The organism is Streptacidiphilus jeojiensis (assembly GCF_042510965.1).
GTDB lineage: Bacteria > Actinomycetota > Actinomycetes > Streptomycetales > Streptomycetaceae > Streptacidiphilus > Streptacidiphilus jeojiensis.
In genome coordinates, this window is record NZ_JBEUKS010000001.1 from 343455 (window position 1) to 364823 (window position 21369).

The window sequence follows — 21369 nt, forward strand, 5'->3', positions numbered from 1 at the left end:
CTGCGACCCGACCGGGGCCGATGACCGTCGGCCGTCCGTTGTCAGTGGTGCTCCGTAGGCTGGTGGCCCAGGGTTTCCCCCTGGGCCACCAGCCTTTTTCTGATCCGGAGCAGGGGTGATCGCGACCATGTGGGTGCTGCACGGACTGTGGCGGGCCGACCGGCGGCTGGCCCTGTGGGCCGAGGACGGCACCGCCCACCAGGGCCGCTACGGCGTGGACCCGGTCGCGGTCCGCGGCCTGCTGGCCGCGGTCGGCCCGGGCCTGGAGTGGCTGGTCGAACAGGCCGAGCCCGGCGTGTGCGCCCTCCTGCTGCCCACCCGCGAGGGCGTGCCGCTGCCCTCCCCCGAACTGGTCGGCCCGCTGCGCGGCGGCTCCCCGGCCGGGGTCCGCCTGCTGCCCTGGCGGGTCCCCTGCCTGCTGTTCACCCCCGCGCAGGCGGCGCAACTGCTCGGCGAGCTCCACGACCCCGGGAACGCGGTGCTGCAGCCGGACCTGCCGGGCGCCGGCCCGGTCGAGGCCCCCTACGGCGCCTCGCTGCGCTGGCTGACCCGGGTGCACGACCTGGCCTGGCGCCTGGTCGGCCGCGGCCGGGTGCTGCCGGGCCTCGCGGACCGGGAACCGGGCGACGGGCCGAGTACCGAGCCGGGTCCTTGGGCGCGCTGGGTCCCTGCGGCCGACGGGGCGGCCCGGCGCGAGGCCGCGGCGCTGGCGGCGGACTGCCCGCCGGTGTGCCGCGCCGAGGCACCGGCGGCGGGTCCTGGGAGCGACGCCTCCGGGAGCGGGGGCGGACGCACCGGCGCCGCCCTGGTGACGGAACTGCTGGCGGTGCTGGTCGACTGCGAGGTGCGCGCGGTGCTGTCCGAGCGCTCCGGCCTGCTGCCGCAGAGCCGCGGCCGCAGCCGCCCCGCGGCGACCGCCGCCGAACACTGGCTGGCCGCGCTCACCTCCCCCAGCGGGCAGGTACTGGGCGCCGACCGGGCCGAACTGGCCCTGGTGGAATCCCGGCTGACGGCCTGGCACCGATCAGCCACCGCCGAGCGCGGGCCGCTGCGGCTGGTCTTCCGGCTGGCGGAGCCGTTCGAGGACGGCTGGGATCCGGGGGCCGCTGCCGACCTGGTCGCAGGCGCCGGACGGACCATGTCTCAAGCTAAGCCTGAGGTTGACCCCAACCTTGAGGTCGACGGTGAGACCGACCGGGCCGAGGACGACCACTGGCTGCTGGAACTGACCCTTCAGTGCCGTGACGACCCCTCAGTACGGGTCGACGCCGCCCAGCTGTGGGAGGGCGGAGCGGCCGCCGCACCACTGCTGCGCCTGGTCGACCGACCGCACCAGGCCTTCCAGGCCGAACTGGAGCGGGCCGTCCAGTGCTGCCCGGAACTCGATCCGCTGCTGGAGCAGCACCGGCCCAGCCGACTGGGCCTGGACCGGGCCGGAGCGCTTGCCTTCCTGCGCGACACCGCCCCGGCACTGGCCGCTGCCGGGTTCGGGGTGCTGCTGCCGGTCTGGTGGGCCCGGCCGCCCACGCTCGGCCTGGCACTGACCGGCGGCGCCGTCCAGGCCGGAGTGGTCGAACGCGAGAGCCTGCTCGCCCGGGAGGACCTGGTCGAGTTCCGCTGGAGCGCGGCCCTGGGCGGCGAGCCCATCAGCGACGAGGAACTCAAGGAACTGGCCGCCGCCAAGCACACGCTGGTCCGCATCCGGGGCCGCTGGTTCGAGGCCGATCCGGCCAGGATCGCCGCCGCGGCCGCCTTCCTGGCCCGGCGCGCCGAGGGACTGATGGCACCGGGCGAGCTGCTGCGGATCGCACTGGACGGCAGGGAGCCGGGCACCGGACTGCCGGTGCTGTTCACCGACGCCGAGGGCCGCCTCGGCGAACTGCTCCGCCAGGTCCGCCCGGCCCTGGACGCCGCGGACGACACCGATGACGCCTCGGACGCCTCCCCGGCGGGGGCGGACCGGGCCGCCGCGAAGGGCCTGTCCCCCGAGCCGGTGGCACTGCCCGCCGACTTCGGCGCGGTGCTGCGCCCCTACCAGGAGCGCGGTCTGGCCTGGCTGGTGTTCCTGTCACGGCTGGGCCTGGGCGGGGTGCTGGCCGACGACATGGGCCTCGGTAAGACCGTGCAGACCCTCGCGCTGCTGGCGGTCGAGCACGCCGAGGCGGCGGCGCGCGGCCGACGTCCCGGCCCGACGCTGGTGGTCTGCCCCATGTCGCTGGTGGGCAACTGGACCCGGGAGTGCGCCCGCTTCGCGCCGGCCCTGCAGGTCCACGTCCACCACGGCTCCGGTCGCGCCGACGGCGCCGGACTGGCCCGCGCCGTGGCCGGGACCGATGTGGTGGTCACCACCTACGGCCTGGTCCAACGGGACTTCACCGCCCTGCGGGCGGTGGCCTGGCGCCGGGTGGTGGCCGACGAGGCGCACCACATCAAGAACGGAGCCACCCAGCAGTCGCGGGCGATCCGCGAACTCCCGGCCCTGCAGCGGCTGGCCCTGACCGGCACCCCGGTGGAGAACCGGCTCGCCGAGCTGCACTCGGTGCTGGACTTCGCCAACCCGGGGCTGTTCGGGTCGGCCGAGGGCTTCAAGGAGCGCTACTCGGTGCCCATCGAACGCAACGCCAGCCGCCGGGCCACCGCCGACCTGCTGCGCCGCACCCGCCCCTTCGTGCTGCGCCGCTCCAAGACCGACCCGCTGGTGGCGGCGGACCTGCCCGGCAAGCAGGAGATGACGGTGCTGTGCAATCTGACGGCCGAACAGGCCGCCCTCTACCAGGCGGTGGTCGAGGACCTGCTGGCCCGGATGGAACGCGCCAGACTCGACCCGGGCCACACCGTGCAGCGGCGCGGCCTGGTCCTGGCGGCACTCACCCGGCTCAAGCAGATCTGCAACCATCCGGCGCACTACTCCGGCGAGGGCGGGGCGCCGGGCCGTCCCCCTCAGCTCTCCGGCCGCTCCGGAAAGCTGGCCCGGCTGGAGGACACCCTGGAGGAGGCGCTGGCCGAGGGCGACCGCACGCTCTGCTTCACCCAGTACACCGAGTTCGGCGCGCTGCTGCAGCCCTACCTGGCCGAGCGGCTGGACAGCGAGGTGCTGTTCCTGCACGGCGGGATGACCAAACGTCAGCGCGACGCCGCCGTGGACCGCTTCCAGGACCCCGACGGCCCCTCGGTGTTCCTGCTGTCGCTGCGCGCCGGCGGCGTGGGGCTGAACCTGACCGCAGCCAACCAGGTCATCCACATGGACCGCTGGTGGAACCCGGCGGTCGAGGACCAGGCCACCGACCGCGCCTTCCGCCTGGGCCAGCAGCGCGACGTACAGGTGCGCCGCTTCGTCTGCGTCGGCACGGTGGAGGAGCGGGTGGACGCCATGATCGAGGAGAAGCGGGCCCTGGCGGACGCGGTGGTCGGCTCGGGCGAGAGCTGGCTGGGCGACCTCGGCGACCTGTCGACGGACGCACTGCGCGAGGTGCTCGCGCTGACGGAGGACGCGGTGAGCGAGAGATGAGCGCGGACAGCGCGGGTGCAGGCGCGGGCGGGGGCGCGGGCGCGACTCCTGGTGCGGGTGGTGCCTGGTCACGGCGGTTCCTGGCCCGATTGGAGGCGCTGGGGGTGTTCCGGATGGAGCAGCTGGCCCCGCCGGTGCCCCAGGTCTCCGAGCTGACGGTGTCCGCGGGCCTGGTCGGGGCCCGGGTGGCCGGCTCCGACGGGCGCGGTTTCGACGTCTGGGTCGAGCTGCCGGTGTACGACGCCCGGCAGTGGGCCAGGGCCGAGCAGGCCCTGAGCCAGGACGGCCAGATCAGGGAGGCTCTGCTGGACGGGGAGTTCCCGGCGGGACTGGAGGGCGTACTGGCCCGGGCCGGCCTGTCGCTGCTCCCGGTGCGCGCGTCGGATCTCGCGCTGGAGTGCTCCTGCCCGCAGTGGTCGGCCTGCCGGCATCTCGCGGCGGTGCTCGGCGCCCTGGCGGCGGCCTTCGACGCCGATCCGTTCCTGCTCACCGCCTGGCGCGGACGTGACCACCAGCGGTTGCTGCGACACCTGGCCCAGCGCCGCGCGGCGGCCGAGGACCCGGTGGCGGCCACCACCCCGGCGATACCGGAGCTCCCACTGGAGCAGCGCCTCGACGACTTCTGGACCGAGGGCGAGCAGCACCGGGCCCTGTCCGCCGACCAGGACGGTACCGCCGGTGCGGCACCCGAGCAGTTGGGGTCCTCCGGGATCCTGATCCGCGGAAAGTCCCTGGAGACGCTGCTGCTCCCCGCCTACGAGGCCTTCATGGACTGAAGGGCCGCTCGCCCGGCTCGACCCCACCCGGGGGAGACAATCTTGTATCTGATGAGACATGACTGTCGCACTTGCGCTAGCATTGCCTCATGGCAACCGACCGTGACTCCGTACTGCTGGCAGCCGTGGGCATCCTGTCCCGGCAGCCGACTGCGGCCATGGACGACATCGCCCGCGCCGCCGGGATCAGCCGGGCCACCCTGCACCGGCTCTTCCCCGGACGCGACGCCCTCGTCCGGGAGGCGGCCGGACTGGCCCTGCGCCGCATCTCCGCAGCACTGGACGCCGCCGCCATCGAGGACGGCGACCCGGTCCAGGCCGTACGCCGGCTGGCCGACGCCGCCGTCCCGCACGCCGCCGAGGCGGCCTTCCTGACCGGTGAGAGCCGGCTGTTCGACGACAGCGAGATCTGGGCGTCCTGGGAGCGGATGGACGCCCGGGTGGCCGACCTGTTCCTGCGCGGCCAGCAGTCCGGCGCCTTCCGGGTCGAACTGCCCGCGGCCTGGCTCAGCGAAGCCTTCTTCGACCTGCTCGCCGGTGTCGGCTGGGCCGTCCAGGAGGGCCGGCTGGCGCCCCGCGCCAGCACCACCGCGCTGACCGAACTCTTCCTCGGCGGCGCACTCAGGCGGGACCAGCAGCCGTAACCCGGCCCCCACAGCCGCACACCCGCGCAGCCCCGCAGCGCGCACCCACTCAGCACCCCACAGACGCAGCAGAACCCCGAAGGACCCCTGCCATGACCACCATTCCCGCCGTACCGCAGACCACGTCCGCCTACCGACATACACCCGGCCGGGCGCGCTGGGTCGCACTGTCCGTCCTCGTCCTGGCCGTCCTCCTGGTGGCCGTCGACGCCACCGTGCTGTTCCTCGCCATCCCCTTCATCAGCCAGAGCCTGGACCCCTCGTCCACCCAGCTGCTGTGGATCGGCGACAGCTACTCCTTCGTCCTGGCCGGACTGCTGGTCAGCATGGGCTCGCTCAGCGACCGCATCGGCCGCAAGCGACTGCTGCTGATCGGCACCGCCGCATTCGGCGCCGCCTCGCTGCTGGCCGCCTACGCACCCGGCGCCGGCTGGCTGATCGCCGCCCGCGCCCTGCTCGGCGTCGCCGGCGCCACCATCATGCCCTCCACCCTGGCCCTGATCCGCGACCTCTTCCCCGACGACCGCGAACGCGCCCGGGCCATCGGCATCTGGGGCGCCGCCGCGACCGCGGGCGCGGCGGTGGGGCCGCTGCTGGGCGGACTGCTGCTGGAGCACTTCTGGTGGGGCTCGGTCTTCATGATCAACATCCCGATCGTGGTCCTGCTGCTGCTCCTGGGCTGGCGCGTGCTGCCCGAGTCCAAGGACGGCAACGCCGCCGCCTGGGACCTGCCCAGCGTGGGCCTGTCCCTGGTGGGGATCATCGCCGTGGTCTACGCCGTCAAGGAGGCGGCCGTGGGCCAGGCGCTGCAGCCCGCGGTGATCGCGGCGGCCGTGCTGGGCGTCGGCTGCCTGTACTGGTTCGTGCGCCGGCAGCTGCGCCTGCCGGTGCCGCTGCTGGACGTGCGGCTGTTCGCCGACCGGCGCTTCACCGCGGCGGCGCTGGGCGCGCTGATCGCGCTGATCGGCCTGGCCGGAGTGGTGTTCTTCCTCTCCCAGTACTTCCAGCTGGTGCGCGGCTACTCGCCGCTGCAGGCCGGACTGGCCGACCTGCCCGCCTTCGCCGGCTCCGTCGTCGGCGGCCTGACCGCCGCCTACCTGGCCCGCAGGTTCGGCAGCCGGGCCACCCTCGCCGGCGGTCTGCTGGCCATGGGCCTGGGCCTGGGCGCGCTGGGCTGGGTGCACGCGGAGACCTCGTACCTGCTGATCGCGGTGGCCTTCCTGGCCACCGGACTGGCCGAGGGCATCGTCTACGCGCTGTCGACCACGATCGTGCTGGGTTCGGCGCCCGAGGACAAGGCCGGCGCCGCCAGCGCGGTCTCCGAGACCGCCTACGAGTTGGGCACCGCCCTGGGCATCGCTCTGGTCGGCTCGGTGCTGGCGGCCGTCTACCGGTCCGGGCTGGTACTGCCCGCCGGGCTCAGCGGCCCGGACGCGACCGAGGCGGAGAACTCGATCGGCGGGGCGGTGCACGTCGCCGCGACGCTGCCGTCCGCGACCGGCGACGCGCTGCTGGACAGTGCCCGACAGGCGTTCGTCCACGGCATGAACCTGGCTGCGGTGCTCGCGGGGCTGCTGCTGGTCGGGGCGTCCGTGCTGGTCTGGATGCTGCTTCGCGGTGCGCGCTCGGCCGGGGCCGGGTCGGCGGACCTGTCGGCCGACAACGCCACGGAAGCCGACCCGCAGACCGACCGGACCGACGCCGACGCCTCGCTCCCCCGCCTGCGCAACGCAGCCTGACGGACCGTCGGGGGCTCAGCGCACGGGATCGGCGAGCAATCGCCGGGACCCCCGTGCGCCCCCGGCCCCGGGGTGCGCCGCCCCGGGGCCGGGTCGGTGCAGAAACCATTCTGTGCCCAGGCAGAGCTCACGCAGCTGCGGCTCCTCGAAGGCGGCGATCCGCGCACCGCGTGCGAACTCCGAGACATGCGCCCGCACCGCCTCCCACTTGACGTCCAGCCAGGGCCGCACGTCGACGGCGGCGGCGATCCGGGAGTCGGGGGTGGACGGCAGCGGCGTCTCCAGACCCAGCTCGGTCAGGGTGCGCACCAGCGACTCCGGGACGGTGGCCAACCACAGCGACTCCACCTCCCAGGCGGGGCCCGCGTCGGGCCACTGGTAGGGGCAGGCCGCCGCCTCCACCGCGACCAGCACCGCACGGTGCACCCGGACGTGGTCCGGATGCCCGTACATCCCGTTGGCGTCATAGGTCGCCACCGCCGAGGGACGGAAGGACCGGATCCGGGCCACCAGATCGGCCACCAGGTCGTCGAAGGGGGCCTCGCACAGGCTCCCCCGCCCGCGCCCGAGGTGCCCCGAGTCGCCGTACGGAAGGATCCCCGACTCGCCGACCCCCAGCGCCGCCAGCGCCTGCGCCAGCTCCTTGGCCCGGGTGCCGGGCCCGGCGAACGACGTCCCGTCGGCGAACTCCCCGTCGGTGCAGGTCACGACCGCGGTGCGGCGGCCCTCGGCGGCATGCTGCGCCAGTACGCCGCCGGTCCACAAGGACTCGTCGTCCGGATGCGCATGAACGGCCATCAGGCCGTGGGGTCGGTCCATCGGCATCCTCCTCGTGCTGCCCGCACCGGTGCAGACCGGTGGCGAGAAGCCCAGCGTAGCCAACAGGACCGACATCGCCAGGGATGGCGGCCTCTCCGGCGGGGCCGGTCACCAGCACCCGGTTACCGCTGGCAGGTCACCAGCACCCGGTGACCGTCGCCGCGAGCCGGTCCAGCCCGCTGCGTGCCTGGCTCTTGTGGACCGATCCGTTCTCCACGAAGGCGAAGGCCTTCCAGCGCCCGTCACTGCCCCGGGCCACCCCGGCCAGCGCGGTGCTGTCGTGCAGGGTCCCGGTCTTGGCGTGGACCCTGCCCGCGGCGCAGCTGCTCGGCGGGGAGTCGAAGCGGTGCAGACGCGCGGCGAGGGTGCCGTCCCGGCCTGCGATCGGCAGTCCCTCCAGCAGGGGCCAGAGCGTCCGGTGCCGGCCCGGGTCCACGGCGAGGGCGGCCAGGTCGGCCAGCGCGGCGGCCGTCATCCGGTCCTGGCGGGACAGGCCGCTGCCGTCCAGGATGCGCACCCCGCCGAGCGGCACCCCGTACCCGTCCAGCACCTGGCGGACCACGGCGGTACCGCCCTGCCAGGTCGCCGGACGGCCCCGGCCCAGCGCGGCGAGCCGCAACAGCCCCTCGGCGATGTTGTTGTCACTCACCTTCAGCATGTACTCGACCGCGTTCCACAGCGGCACCGAGGTCCGCGAGGCCAGCAGCACCGCTCCCCCGTCGCCCCCGCCTCCCCCGTCCACCGCCGGTGCGACAGCGTGACGCAGTGGGCCGGGCGGCACCGCGACTCCGGCCTTGGCCAGCGCGCCGGCGAACACGTCGCCGGCGGCCAGGGCGGTGTCGCCGACGCGGTCCCCGCACAGGGCCAGCGCCCGCACCGGCGCCACCTCGTAGGGGAGGTAGCCGGGCTGCCAGCCCGGGCTGAGCGTCGGGGCCGGGAAGAGCGAGTCGTCCACCCGCAGCGCGTGCACAGCGAGCCTGCGGCTCTTGAGCTCCCGCGCGGTGTCCGCGGCGAGCCGGCCCAGTCCGGCCCGGTCCAGGCGCTGGTCCCCGCCGCCCACCAGGTAGAGCGTCCCGTCGGCGTACACGGTGCGGGTGCGCTCGGTGTGGTCCGGGCCCAGCACCGTCAGCGCGGTCACGGCGGTGGCAAGCTTCATCGTGGAGGCCGGCATCCGTCCGAGCCCCGCTCCAGAGGACCACACTGTCCGCCCCGAGCCGGCGTCCAACACCTGGCCGACCCGTCCGGAGCCCAAGCCTGCCTGCGGGAAGCGCTGCTGGAGCCGCTGGGCGATGGTGCGGTCGGCGGAGTCCGCGCCTGCTGTCGCCGCGGCGGCCCGCAGGGTGGCGGTGGGGGCAGCGGCGGCCGCGACCGCCAGGGCGAGCGAGGTGGCTGCGAACCTGAGCCCGCCGCCACCGCCCCGCCGAGAACGCCGGACCATGATCATCCCAGGATGATGACAGTCCGTCAGTTGCAGCCCGAGGTCAACGCGCCGGGACGTCCCGACCTTCCACCTGCTGGACGATCCACTCGCACAGCTCATGGGTGCGCAGCGCGTCCCAGGCGTCCAGCCGCCGGCCCCGGCGCAGCGCGTCCAGGAACACGTGGCAGGCCTGCTCGATACCGCGCTGCCGGGCCACCGGCACCCAGTCGCCCCGGCGCCGCACCGTCGGCTGCCCGCGGTGGTCGACGACCTCGGCCAGGTTGACCACCTGCCGCTTGGAGTTCTGGCCGGAGACCTCCAGGACCTCCTCGGTCGAACCGCTGGCGCGGTTCATGATGCCCAGCGCCGTGAACCCGTCGCCGGACAGTTCCAGCACCAGGTGCTGCAGCAGCCCTTCGCGGACCCGGAAGCGGACCGACGACTGCTCGATCTCGCCGGGGACCAGGAACCGCAGGGTGTCCACGACGTGCACGAAGTCGTCGAAGACGAAGCTGCGCGGTGCCTCCGGCAGCGCCTCGCGGTTCTTCTGAAGCACCACCAGGTCACGCGGCCGCTCCAGGCACTGGGCGTAGCCGGGTGCCAGGCGCCGGTTGAATCCCACCATCAGCGAACGGCCGGCGGACTCGGCGAGCTCGACCAGCTTCCGCGCGCCCTCGACGGTGTAGTCGAGCGGTTTGTCGACATAGACATCCACGCCGGCGTCGAGCAGCTGCGTCACGATCGGCACATGCGCAGTGGTACTGGCGTGCACGAACGCCGCGTCCAGGCCGTCGTCCAGCAGCGACTGCAGGTCGGTGTGGCGTGCACTCAGCCGGTACTGGTCGCCGATCCGGTCCAGCTTGTCCTGGTCGCGCGTCATCAGCTTGAGATCCAGACTGGGCCCGGCGGTCAGGACCGGCAGATAGGCCTTCTGCGCGATGTCGCCCAGCCCGATGACGCCGACCCGCAGCGCTCGACCCTTCCCCGTCTCACTGCTCATGCTTCTTCTCCCACTCCCCGAACGGGATCCGGGCCAGCTCCCGGATTCCCTCGGTGAGCCCCCACTCGTTCTTCCCCAGCCGAGACAACGGCCGCAGCCTGGTGACCTCCGGGTGCCCGTCCACCAGCACCTCGTCACTCACCGCCGCATGCAGCACCTCGCCGAAAACCACCGTGGAGTTCCCCAGGCACAGCGTGCTGTGCAGCCGGCACTCCAGCGCCACCGGCGACCCGGCCACCCGCGGCGGCTTCACCCGCAGCGACGCCTCCCGCTCGACCCCGACCGCCTCGAACTCGTCCATCCCGTGCGGAAAGTTCGTCCCGGTCTCATTGATCTGCTCGAACATCCACTCCGGCGCGAAGTTGACCACGAACTCGCCGGTGGCCTCCACGTTCAGCAGCGTGTCCTTGCGCCCCACCGAGGTGAACTGCACGATGGGCGGCGCGGTGCAGGCGACGGTGAAGAACGAGTGCGGTGCCAAGTTTGCAGCTGTTCCATTTGCGGACATAGTGGACACCCAGGCGATCGGGCGAGGTACCACGACGGCGGTGAGCAGCTTGTAGAACGCTGGTGTCCCGAGGTCCTCGGGGTCGAAGTCGATACGCATGCAGTCATTATGCTGGGCCGCCGCGCTGCATCCTATATGGGCAGCCATACCGCCCTGAGCTGCGGATACGCCCTCACTCACACGCTTCTCCCCTGACAGGGAAGGCCCTCCGCCCAGCCAGTACAGCAGAGCCACCATGGCGACCGAGCCCACTGTAGCCCTGGAGGAAACGCGGACTGCGCTGCTTTCTTCCAAACGTATGACGTCATTGATTCTTCACTGGAGGGGCCTGTCACCTGCGCCGAGCGCTGTTGCAGAACGCGATGGCGTCCAGGGCTTGTGGATCAAGGTCGATTCGCGCGCAGCCAGCATGGTCATCCCCAGAATCCCGGCATACCACCGCTGACATACTGATGCAGAGCCACAAGGGCGAACCGCGTCGCGAAGGAAAGTAGAGACGAGACAATCAGAGCACGGGAGGGACGGGAATCATGCTCCCCTTGTCGAAGATGCTCTCAAGGACTGCTCCCTCCGCTCGCGTGAATCGGCCCTGAGGCAGGGGAACACCCAGAACGGTGGCAGTCTCACTGATCTTGAGGTCCACCAATGATTCGACAGCCATGGCGAATCCCGCAGCCGACCGCCGTGCGACCACGCACGCAGTCGGACCCAGGAGCACGCCGATGAACACGGCCGGCCACCAGTACAGGGCCAACACGAAGTACCCAACCGACCAAGCGGCACGCACTGCTGCAGCAGAGTACTGATCCCATGCCTGTTGCGTCAGCACGCGCTCACCTTCGCCGCATAGCTGCCACACGCGAGGCCAAAGTCGCCCCAGATCGACCGCGTACTGCACCTGGACGCGACGCTGCACAAGCAGGAAGCAGTCACCAATGCGCGTGGCCCTTGTCGGAAGGTAGATCTCGGGAACCCTGTACCTCGCCGCATCGGTCACCGCGGCCCGTGCCCTGGTACGCCGACGGGCTAGAGGCCGACGCATCAGCCAAGCAATCCCGCGATGACGTCCCAGCCAGAACCGGCCGATGAACCGGCTCAGCTCGTTCGCGGCCGCTGCCGACACCAAGGCAACCAGCACCCCCGCACCCACCAACACAACCTGGTGAGTCTCACCCCTGAGCCAACCGTGAGGCAACATGTCCAGTCTTCCCACGACCGCGTGTGGGTCAGCCTGCCGGGTAGCGCCCAGTGGGCGCAGCCAGCAAGCCAGAAGCAGCGTCATGGCAAAGGCGATGCCCGGAAGCACGAGCAGTGCGGCCCAACGCTCCGTGACCTTCTCACTGAGCCCCGAAAGAATGCTTTCCATCACGACCCCGACGCCGACGAGGCAGGGAGCAGGGGGTTGTCCTCGACGTGGCACCACGGCTCAGTGGCGTCCTCGTTGCGGCCACGGTCGGAACAGATGAACCGGGGGCAACGGTAGTGGACTTCAGCCGGGGACGACTCCCACATGTCGTCGAAGGCCAAGGGACTGCCGTTGCGATGGGCTCCGACGGGGTCCAGTGCGAGGTTCCGCATGGACTCCAGGGCAGGCTGGCCCTGCCGGTTGGCGCGGACCTCCGCTTCCAGCCGCTCACGCCATCCCTCCCGATCCGCACGTCGACGCAGCACCGGGAGCCTCGTGCAGAACCAGCTTTGTGCTGCGGCGGACGAGAGCGTGGGAGCATCGCCGCCGGTGGGAGATGCTCCTGCGCTGGTCACCGGAGTCGTCCGAATCGGAGAAGTCATGGGAGCAGCTTCGCGCACGGTCGGTGGGATCCGGGCAGGAGTATGCCGTTCTGTGATCACGGACCGCCGCGGCCGGACCGGCTCCGGTCGAACGGCCCCGCGATACCGGCCCTGTCATGCGAAACTGACGCCGCGAAGAATCAGGTCGTTCCCGCGTCTTCACCGCATCGACAGAGGAGGGTTGGCTCATGACGAGTCGGGAGGCCGTGTCCCGAGAGGCCATCAGGATGACTCCCCTTGATGTCCTGCGGTCGGCATGGTGGGAGGATCTTGCCAAGGGCGTTCTCAAGCACTTCCTCCACCCTGGGACCCGACAGACCCCTACGGGCGAGTGGGCACGGTCTCCGGGGGCGCTCCCGAGGGCTCTGATCGTCCTGCAGATCGCTGTGGCGGAGGTCGGCTCCAAGTCGAACCAGCAGATCGTGGCCCACCTCAGGAACAGTGCGCACCCGGAGCTTCAGGACAATGGACTCGCTGAGTCGCTTGTGCAGGAGGTACTCACAGCTCTGCGGCACCATCCGGCAGTCCACACGCTGCCCATGGAACTCGCCGCCCTTCGTGAAGGGCTCATCAGCTGGTGGTGTGCGCTTCGCGCCCAGCAGATCGGTTCGGCGGCGACGGCCCTGGAAGTACAGAGGCGCTGGTCCGTCGGTGAAGACGCAGAAGTACTGGCCGAGTTGACCAGCCTTCCCACGAACGCCTTCGTGGGCTTCTCCCACGTCGGGCGATCGCAGTCGACGGGTTCGCGGCACGCCGAGTACATGTACGCCCACCTCTACCACCAGGATCGGGTCAAGGAACTGACGCTCAGGACCCTCGCAGAGCACTCCTCGGTCCTGCCGGTGGAGGCACACGATCCGCCGCACCTCATAGAATTCCTTGCGGAGCTCAACGCCTTCCGTGCAGCTGAGGGAAGTTTCAGCAAGCAGGCCGAAGGCCTACGGACGGCCATCGGAACCGAGGCCACTGAGGCCCTCGAGCAGGTGATCCTCGGGAAGCGGCACGCTCTGGTGGAGGTCCTGGAGAAACTGACCGCATTCGAGGTCTCACTCCTGCAGGGCCGCCCCGGAGCGGACACCGGGTTCCAGGACGAATGCCTGGACAACTACCTGCGAATACACACCATGGAGACAGCCTTCCCTGCCTCCGTACCGCAGGTGGGGGCACGGCTGCGCGATGATCCGCCTCCAGGGACAGCACTGGCCGGGCTGGTTCCCGCACCCGCGTGGATGGCCCGAAGGTTGATCTCGGAGGGCTTCTGGTCCTTCCACACCCGGCTCGGAGCGCTCCCCTGGTGGTATGCCACCGTCGAGGACGAGTACGCCGTGGAGGCAGTCCGACGAATCCATGACGGTGCCGCCTACGGCCTCCGGCTGTTGCCGACGACCGGGAACCTGTGCACTATCGAGCTCCTTCTTCCGTCGGACTCCTCCGGCCTCGGAGCCGTATCCGTCATGTACACCTACAGCCTGTCGGACATCGACGGCGCCTGCGAACTCCTGCTGCTGGCACGAGCGCACGTAGTCCGGGTGGATTTCCTCCGACAGGGAGCTGGTGACAGTACACCCCGCGTGCTGACCACGGTCTCCATCCACATCAAGGAAGAGCTCGCCGATGCCGTTGCGGAGAGTGCCACGGACGCATTGCGTGTGCTGACCGGGGGTGACCCCGCGACAGTGCTCCCGGGACTCTGGCCTGCAGACACCGAGGTGCAAGCCGCCGTCGCCTTCACCGCGGCCGAGTACGCCAAGGCCGAGGACCTTGACGACGCCCTCGGACGCCTCACCGTCGACATCGTCCCAACAGCAGAAGCCCGCGCTGCGTGGAACGCCGTCCAGCGCGCTGCGACCGCACTCGCCCGTGCACGGCGCACAGCCGTCGAGGACTACCTTGTGGACGGCCGTGCCGGGGCCAAAAGGGATCAGGCTGTCCGGCAAGCCGAGGAAACGCTCAGGGTCAGGCAGTCGGTTCTCCGGGCAAAGCGGCGACCGGAGCGCGCCGCAGCCCGGTCCGGCGCTGCCACACCCAGCGGCATACTGGGCTCTCGGCTGGAGGTGCTCGGCGGGGACGATCGCGCGATGGCGCACGTCATCCTGGACGAGCCAAGCCGGCCGTGCGTGGCCTGGGCTCGCACGGACGGGGGATCGACCCGGACAGGCCTCATCCGGCTGCCTCACCTCGAACTGCAAGCGCTGCACCGCAGTATCAGGGAATGGGTCAGTCCGTCCGACGGGGTTTCGGCGTATTCCCCGAGGCGTGCGGAGGATCTCCGCCGCTGGTCGGCCGAGATCGCGGGCCCTCTGCACGACGCGTTGGACGCCGAGGGGGTACGCCATCTGGTTCTCAGCCCGACCTGGCTGCTCGACCTGCTGCCACTGCACGCCGCACCTGTCTCAAGCGATTCCGACGCGCCGTTGCTGCTCGACTGCTTCGAGAGCGTGACCTACGCACCCACCGCACAGGTCCTCGGCAAGCTCGCCAGGTTGCCGGCTCCGCTACCGGACGGCCGCGTCCTGCTGGTGTCGTACGGTGCGGATCTCAGCGGTGGACAGTTGGAGGCCAGGACCATTGACCGCCTCCACGGGGGCGTGACCGTCCTGACAGACGGGCATGCCACCCCCAGCGCAGTCCTGCGCCACGCCCGCCATGCGTCCGTCGTCCATATCGCCTCGCACTGCGTCAACGAGTCGAACCGCTTCGCCTCCGGGCTCGCTCTGTCTCCTGCTGACGGGGGCTCTGGGCGGCTCACGGTGGCCCACCTGATGGAGCAGGGGCACTTCCAGGGAGTGGAGCTGGTGGTGCTTGCCAGCTGCGGATCCGGCGCCTACCCCCAGACCGAGTTGGCCCTTCAGCACTACCGGGCCGTGGATGCGGCACTCCTTGCAGGAGGAGCACGTGCCACTCTGTCGACGCTCTGGCCCGTGTCAGACCTCGTGGCCAGTGTTTTCATGACCCTGCTGCACTCCGGAATCGCGACCGGGGAGCAGGTGACCGCCGCTCATCGTCGGGCTGTGGACTATATCCGCTTCGCCCGCTGGCGCTCGGCAAGCCCGGACGACGTCGCCTGGAAGGCCGAACGGGTGCTGGACGCCGAACAGGTGACCTGGAGGGAGGATCTCGACCTGCATCCCGGGGTCGGGTCCAGGCCTGCCTCGTACCATTGGGCCGGATACCGTCTCAGTGGGCTCGTATGGTGAAGTAACGTCTGTTAGCACTGTCAACGGAAGATCTTGCCCTCAGCGTTACCCCTGTGTACAGTCTGGGCATGGCAGCTGACGAGTCCACCGCGACGGCGGTCGTCACGGCTGCCGAGATAGCCCGATTCGCCGGAGTGACACGAGCTGCCGTATCCAACTGGCGTCGCCGCTACCCGGACTTCCCCCGCCCGACAGCCGGCACCGGCACCAGCCCGCTCTTCGACCTCGCCGAGGTTCGGCAGTGGCTGGACCGACAGGGCAAGGGCCAGGAACCCTCGGGTGAGGTCGACCTGTGGCGCGAGCTCCGCGCCCAGTACGGCGACGATCTCACCGCGGCGCTCCGCGGAGTCGGCGCGCGACTACTCCCGGACGACAGAGCAGCAGACATCGAACCCCTGGCTGACTCTGCAACAACTGTCGTCACCTCTCTGGTGGGCGACCGCGGGGCACGACCTCTTTTCGAGGGCCTCGTCGAGCGTGTCACCACCTCGACCGCCCGCAGCGGCGGTGAGCCCATGACGCCCGCGCGCCTCGCCCGGATCGTCGCGGAATTCGCCACGCTCGCCGGGTCCGTCACCGAGACGGTAGACACCCCTTCCCCGCGTAGCGTCTACGACCCCGCCTGCGGCATGGGCACGCTCCTGCTCGCTTCCGGTCCATCCTCAGCCGATCGCTACGGGCAGGATGCCAGTTCCGACACTGCGGCTGTCGCTGTGCTCCGCGCGCGGCTCACAGGTGGGTCCGCAACGGTCGCCTGTGGTGACTCCCTGCGCCAGGACCTCCTTCCCGAGCTGTGCGCCGACCTGGTCGTCTGTGAGCCTCCCGTGGGCGTGGCCGACTGGGGACGTGACACCCTCCTGCTGGACCCGCGCTGGGAACTGGGTGTCCCCCCGCGCTCGGAGAGCGAACTCGCCTGGGTGCAGCACTGCTACGCCCACACCGCCCCGGGCGGCTTGGCCATGCTGCTTCTACCCGCCTCCGTGGCCTACCGCCGAACAGGTCGCCGCATTCGCGCCGAACTCGTCCGACAGGGTCTTCTGTCCTCGGTCGTGGCTCTGCCATCCGGCCTGGCCTCCCACCACTCTCTGCCCGTGCACCTGTGGATCCTGCGACGGCCCCTCGCCGAGGACCCGGAACCCACCCACATCCGGATGGTCGACCTCAGTGCCGTCGACCCCGAGGACCTCGATGCCAACGGCGTTGCCCCGACACAGGAGCAGGTCGCCGACGTCCCGCCCATCGACATCCTGGACGACGATGTCGACCTCACCCCCAGCCGCTACGTCATCGCCGACAGCAGCGACTACCCCGTCGAGTACGCGGCCCTCCGAGACGAGGTCCGCCGCCTGGCGCTCGACCTCATCGACCTGCTGCCCGAACTCCCCGCCGGCCCGGGCCGCCTGGACGGTGCGCCGGTCGGCCTCAGCGACCTCGTCCGTGGAAGCCTGGTCGACCTCGACGGATCCGAACCGACCTCGCTCACGGACCGGCTCGACACCGACTACCTGCGCGGATTCCTGCGCAGCACGGCCAACACCCGCCGGAGCACCACCGCCAGTGGCAGCTACCGCCTGGACGCCCGCAGCGCGCAACTCCCGCAGATGGAGCTGCAACGGCAGCAGGAATACGGAGCGGCCTTCCGTCACCTGGCCGCCTTCGAGGATCGGCTTCGCCAGGTCACGGCTCTCGGCGGCCGTGCGAGTGCGCTGGCACACGACGGGCTGACGAACGGTGCCCTGCTTCCGCCCGTGGATCCCAAGTCCCGGAAGGCGCGCCAGAGATGACGCACTTCGCTGATAACCTCGCCTCCGTCCGTACACGACAGGGCAGGACCACGGGGGCAAGGGTGCTGAAGCCGCTGACAGCGGGCGATCCGACGACGGTTGGGCCGTTCCGGCTGGCCGGCCGACTGGGTCAGGGGTCGATGGGCATCGTCTACCTGGGCTACCGGGCGACCCGCCCGGTCGCGGTCAAGGTCGTCCGGCCCCACATCGCCGAGGACGACTACTTCCGCCGGCGCTTCGCCCAGGAGCTCGAGGCGATCCGCCGCGTCGGCGGCTTTCACACCGCCGCACTGGTCGACGCGGACCCCAAGGCCGCCCAGCCATGGATCGCCACCCAGTACATCCACGCTCCCTCGCTGCTGGAACTGATCCAGCAGCACGGCCCGGTGAGCGAACTGGGCGGGTGGTGGCTGGCGGCGGGGCTGGCCGACGCACTGATGCACGTCCACTCGGTGCGGTTGCTCCACCGTGACCTGAAGCCGGGGAACGTGCTGGTGGCCGCGGACGGCGTGCGGGTCATCGACTTCGGCATCTCGCATGTCAGCGGTAGTACCGGCCTCACCACATCCAGCTCCGCGCTCGGCACCCTCGCCTACATGGCCCCCGAACAGGCTGCGGACTCCCGCCAGGCCAGCGAAGCGGCCGACGTCTACAGCCTCGGCGCGACGCTCGTCCACGCCGCGACCGGCCACGTCGCTTTCTACGCCCAGATGCCGGCGCAGCGGACACTCGACAGCCCACCCGACCTGACGGACCTTCCGGCCGAGCTGTCCGACCTGGTCACCCACACCCTGGCGTTCGACGCCGAGGACCGGCCCACGGCACAGAGCGTCCTGGAGGAGGCCATGGGGCGGCTGCTCGACTACGGCATTCCGACGGACGGCCAGGCCTATCCACCACTGCCGGAGGCGTTCCTCTCCGAGGTCCGCGAGCGCGCGGCGACGCCGCTCGATGCCGCCGACATCTTGCCTGCCCAGGAGCCCGAGCCGCTTCAGGCGGTAGCCTCAGCGAAGGCTCCTCAGCTCGCCGAGCCCCAGCCCGCAGCACGTCCCGTGCCTGAACCCGCGGCCCAGGTGGAGCCCGAACCCGCGCGCTGGGCGACGCGATGGCGCGACCGCATAGAGGACCGTCGCGGTGACTACGGCGGTTGAGGAGCACCAGACCCGCCCGCCCTCGTCCCGGCCCCTGCATCACCCGCACATGTACCTGCACCTATCGAAGGAGACCCGCCCGTGACCACCGTCACCGACAGTGCGTCAGGCAGCATGCCGGGCGGAGCCAAGTTCGCCCCCGGCATGCAGGTCCGTGCCCGCTGCGAGGACTGGCTGGTGGTTGAGGTCGCCGAGACCGTCCACGACGGAACCCGGCTGGACGTTCAGGGTACCTCCGCACTGGTCCGCGACCAGCGCGCGGTCTTCTTCGTCCACGACGACCTGGACCAGGTCACCCCGCTACGCCCGGAGGACACCGAGCTCGTCCCCGACGACTCCCCCGAGTGCCGCCGTTCGCGGCTGTTCATCGACGCGCTGATCCGCAAGACGCCGCTCCCCCAGTCCGAGCAGCGCCTCGCGACCGTCGGCACGCACCTCGTCGACGACCTCGCCTACCAGCGCGAGCCGGCCAAGGCCGCGCTGCGCGCGCTGCGTCCCCGGCTGCTGATCGCGGACGCGGTCGGCCTCGGCAAGACGCTGGAGGTAGGGCTACTGCTGTCCGAGCTGATCCGGCGCGGGCGCGGCGAACGCATCCTGGTGGTGACGCCCAAACACATCCTGGAGCAGTTCCAGCACGAGCTGTGGACCCGGTTCGCGATCCCGCTGGTGCGGCTGGACTCGGCCGGCATCGAGCGGATCAAGAACGACATCCCGGCCGGGCGCAACCCATTCTCGTACTACAAGCGGGCCATCATCTCGATCGACACGCTGCGCTCCGACCGCTGGCGCAGCCACTTGATGCAGGTCACCTGGGACGCAGTCGTGATCGACGAGTCCCACAAGCTCATCAACGCCGGGACCAAGAACAACCGGCTCGCGCAGCTGCTCGCGCCCAAGACGGACGCGCTGATCCTGGCCAGTGCCACTCCGCACAACGGTCAGCGGGAGTCCTTCGGCGAGCTGCTGAGCATGCTCGACCCGACCGCCATCCCCGACACCAGCGACTACGACGAGACGCAGCTCGAACACCTCTACATCCGGCGGCACAAGATGTCCCCGGACGTGTCCGCCGAGATCGGCCACAAGTGGGCCACCCGGAACCCGCCGATCTCCATCGAGTGCACCGCGAGCCCGGCCGAGCAGCAGGTGTTCGACGAGCTCTACGACGTGTGGATCCACCCGAAGGACGGCCGGACCCCGCCGGTGACAGGCAAGGGCGCACGCCTCTTCCCCTTCACCCTGCTCAAGGCCTTCCTCTCCTCGCACGCCGCGCTGGCCGAGACGGTCAACAACCGGATCACAAAGATCGATGACGACAAGCAGAAGGGGAAGCCGGAGGACCGCAGTGCCGAGCGCGCGGCCCTGGTCACGCTGGGCATCCTCGCCGAGGCCATCGACATCGACGAGGCGGTGAAGTACCAGCGGCTGGTCCAGGAACTCAAGGCGATCGGCGTCGGGCCGAAGTCCGACACGCGCGTGGTCATCTTCTCCGAGCGCCGCGCCACGCTGCAAATACTGCAGGACACTCTGCCGAGCGCCCTCGGCTTCGGACCGAGCCGCGAGTCGTCGGCGGGCGCCGTCCGCCAGCTGCACGGCGGCCTGTCCGACGACGAACAGCAGCGCACCGTCAAGGACTTCGGTCTCGGCGACAGCGACCTGCGGATCCTGCTCACCGGCGACATCGCCGCCGAGGGCGTCAACCTGCACCGCCAGTGCCACCAGATGATCCACTACGACCTGCCCTGGTCGCTGATCACCATCGAGCAGCGCAACGGCCGCATCGACCGCTACGGCCAGATCCACTCTCCCGAGATCCGTGCGCTGCTGTTGCTCACCGACGACGAGGACCCCGACCGACCTTCCGCCGACCGCTCTGTTTCCAAGCGCCTGCTGGAGCGGGAGGACGAGGTCCACCGCACGCTGGGCGAGGCAGCGTCCATCCTCGGTTTGCGCGACGAGGCTGCGGAGGAAGAAGCCATCATGGCCGGCCTGGCGGCGGGCACACCGTTCGACACCGTCGTCCCGGCCGTGCCGCTGGACCCCTTCGAGGCGTTCATGGCCGACCACACCCCGCCAGGCGGGTCCAGCAGGTACCAGGTGCCGCAGCTCTTCACGTCCACCCGTGCCTTCGTCGAGGAGGCCCTGGACGAGGTCTACGGCAACCCGGAGCAGCGCATCGGCAAGCGCTGGGACGAGGACCACCCCAAGATGCTGGTCTTCACCCCCGACCGGGAACTCCAGCGGCGGCTGCTGGTACTCCCGAAGACCTACCTGGACGAGCGTGGCGTACTCAAGCAGCTCCGGGTGACCTTCGACAAGGAGTTCGGCCAGGAACGGCTTGACCGTGCGCGCGAGCGCAGCGGTAACCGCAGCAGGGGTGCGATCACCAAGCAGGAGCGGACAGAGACCTCCGGCTGGCCCGACGTCAGCTATCTGACGGACCAGCACCCGGTGGTGGAGTGGCTCACCGACAAGGTCCTGGTCAAGCTGGCCCGCAACACCGCGCCGATCATCACCGCCGACGTGAGCGAGCCAGTGTTCCTCACCCAGGGCATGTACTCCAACGCCAAGGGCCATCCGACCGTCCTCGCCTGGACCTGCGTGACGGGCCTGGCCGGCGGCACGCCGCGCTTCGACGACAACCTGGTGGGCGTGCTCCAGCGGGCCGGGGTCCGGCCGAAGATGGTCAACCCGCCCTTCACCGGCGACAAGGCGGCGCTGCAGGCGCTGGTCCCGGCGGCGGTGCGAGCGAGCCGTGGGCACCTGGCCGAGCTGCGGACCGAGCAGGAGACGCCGCTGGTGGGGCAGTTGGCCGAGTACGAGGAGCGGCTGGAGGCCTGGCGCAAGGCCAGCCTTTCGTCGGTCGAACAACTCAGCTTCAGCGGAATGCGCAAGGAGCACGAGCACAAGCGTGTGGAGAAGACGGCCATAGAGGTCAGCGCGCTGATCGAACAGCTGGCCACGCAGGGTGAATCGATGGTCCGGGTCATCGGGGTCCTCTGCCCTGCCCGGTCCCAGCAGAAGGGCGCGTAGCA

13 protein-coding genes are annotated in these 21369 nt (G+C 70.8%); 8 read left to right on the forward strand and 5 right to left on the reverse strand.

The genetic code is table 11. The annotated features are described in order from the left end of the window. Positions 1-115 precede the first annotated feature (115 nt). From ABUW04_RS01575 to ABUW04_RS01590, 4 genes are all read left to right on the forward strand, one after another. Positions 116-3508, forward strand: a complete 3393-nt coding sequence (locus tag ABUW04_RS01575) for a DEAD/DEAH box helicase (RefSeq protein WP_380561907.1) — start codon at positions 116-118, stop codon at positions 3506-3508. Further along, positions 3505-4284: an SWIM zinc finger family protein gene (locus ABUW04_RS01580; protein WP_380561909.1), complete on the forward strand. Its 780-nt coding sequence runs from the start codon at positions 3505-3507 to the stop codon at positions 4282-4284. The genes ABUW04_RS01575 and ABUW04_RS01580 overlap by 4 nt, the downstream gene beginning before the upstream one ends. An 89-nt stretch (positions 4285-4373) precedes the next feature. Then, entirely contained in the window at positions 4374-4928 is a 555-nt protein-coding gene (locus ABUW04_RS01585) for a TetR/AcrR family transcriptional regulator (RefSeq protein WP_380561911.1), read from the forward strand. Positions 4929-5020: 92 nt separating this feature from the next. After that, positions 5021-6667, forward strand: coding sequence for an MFS transporter (locus ABUW04_RS01590; protein WP_380561913.1), 1647 nt, complete (start codon positions 5021-5023; stop codon positions 6665-6667). Positions 6668-6682: 15 nt separating this feature from the next. On the opposite strand, the gene ABUW04_RS01595 is transcribed toward ABUW04_RS01590, so the two are convergent. From ABUW04_RS01595 to ABUW04_RS01615, 5 genes are all read right to left on the reverse strand, one after another. Continuing rightward, entirely contained in the window at positions 6683-7486 is an 804-nt protein-coding gene (locus tag ABUW04_RS01595; RefSeq protein ID WP_380561915.1) for a PIG-L deacetylase family protein, read from the reverse strand. 136 nt (positions 7487-7622) lie between these two features. After that, positions 7623-8930, reverse strand: coding sequence for a D-alanyl-D-alanine carboxypeptidase/D-alanyl-D-alanine endopeptidase (gene dacB / locus ABUW04_RS01600; protein WP_380561917.1), 1308 nt, complete (start codon positions 8928-8930; stop codon positions 7623-7625). Between the two features lie 37 nt (positions 8931-8967). Continuing rightward, on the reverse strand, positions 8968-9876 hold the full coding sequence (locus ABUW04_RS01605; RefSeq protein WP_380563413.1) for a Gfo/Idh/MocA family protein: 909 nt from the start codon (positions 9874-9876) through the stop codon (positions 8968-8970). A 19-nt stretch (positions 9877-9895) separates the two neighbouring features. Beyond that, positions 9896-10513 carry a flavin reductase family protein gene (locus tag ABUW04_RS01610; RefSeq protein ID WP_380561919.1) on the reverse strand — a complete coding sequence of 206 codons (618 nt, stop codon included), beginning with the start codon at positions 10511-10513 and terminating at the stop codon, positions 9896-9898. 406 nt (positions 10514-10919) lie between these two features. Continuing rightward, a complete protein-coding gene (locus ABUW04_RS01615; protein ID WP_380561921.1) occupies positions 10920-11783 on the reverse strand; it encodes a hypothetical protein in 864 nt (287 codons plus the stop codon). A gap of 607 nt (positions 11784-12390) precedes the next feature. Here ABUW04_RS01615 and ABUW04_RS01620 point away from each other — a divergent pair. The 4 genes from ABUW04_RS01620 to ABUW04_RS01635 all read left to right on the forward strand — a co-directional run bounded on the left by ABUW04_RS01620 (position 12391) and on the right by ABUW04_RS01635 (position 21367). Then, complete coding sequence (locus ABUW04_RS01620; RefSeq protein WP_380561923.1) at positions 12391-15399, forward strand: CHAT domain-containing protein; 3009 nt, start codon at positions 12391-12393, stop codon at positions 15397-15399. 68 nt (positions 15400-15467) lie between these two features. Continuing rightward, the gene (locus tag ABUW04_RS01625; protein WP_380561925.1) at positions 15468-17183 is read left to right on the forward strand and encodes an N-6 DNA methylase; all 1716 of its coding nucleotides are present in this window, start codon (positions 15468-15470) and stop codon (positions 17181-17183) included. Between the two features lie 62 nt (positions 17184-17245). Beyond that, positions 17246-18334, forward strand: a complete 1089-nt coding sequence (locus ABUW04_RS01630) for a protein kinase domain-containing protein (protein WP_380561927.1) — start codon at positions 17246-17248, stop codon at positions 18332-18334. A gap of 81 nt (positions 18335-18415) precedes the next feature. Continuing rightward, a complete protein-coding gene (locus tag ABUW04_RS01635) occupies positions 18416-21367 on the forward strand; it encodes a DEAD/DEAH box helicase (protein ID WP_380561929.1) in 2952 nt (983 codons plus the stop codon). Positions 21368-21369 lie beyond the last annotated feature (2 nt).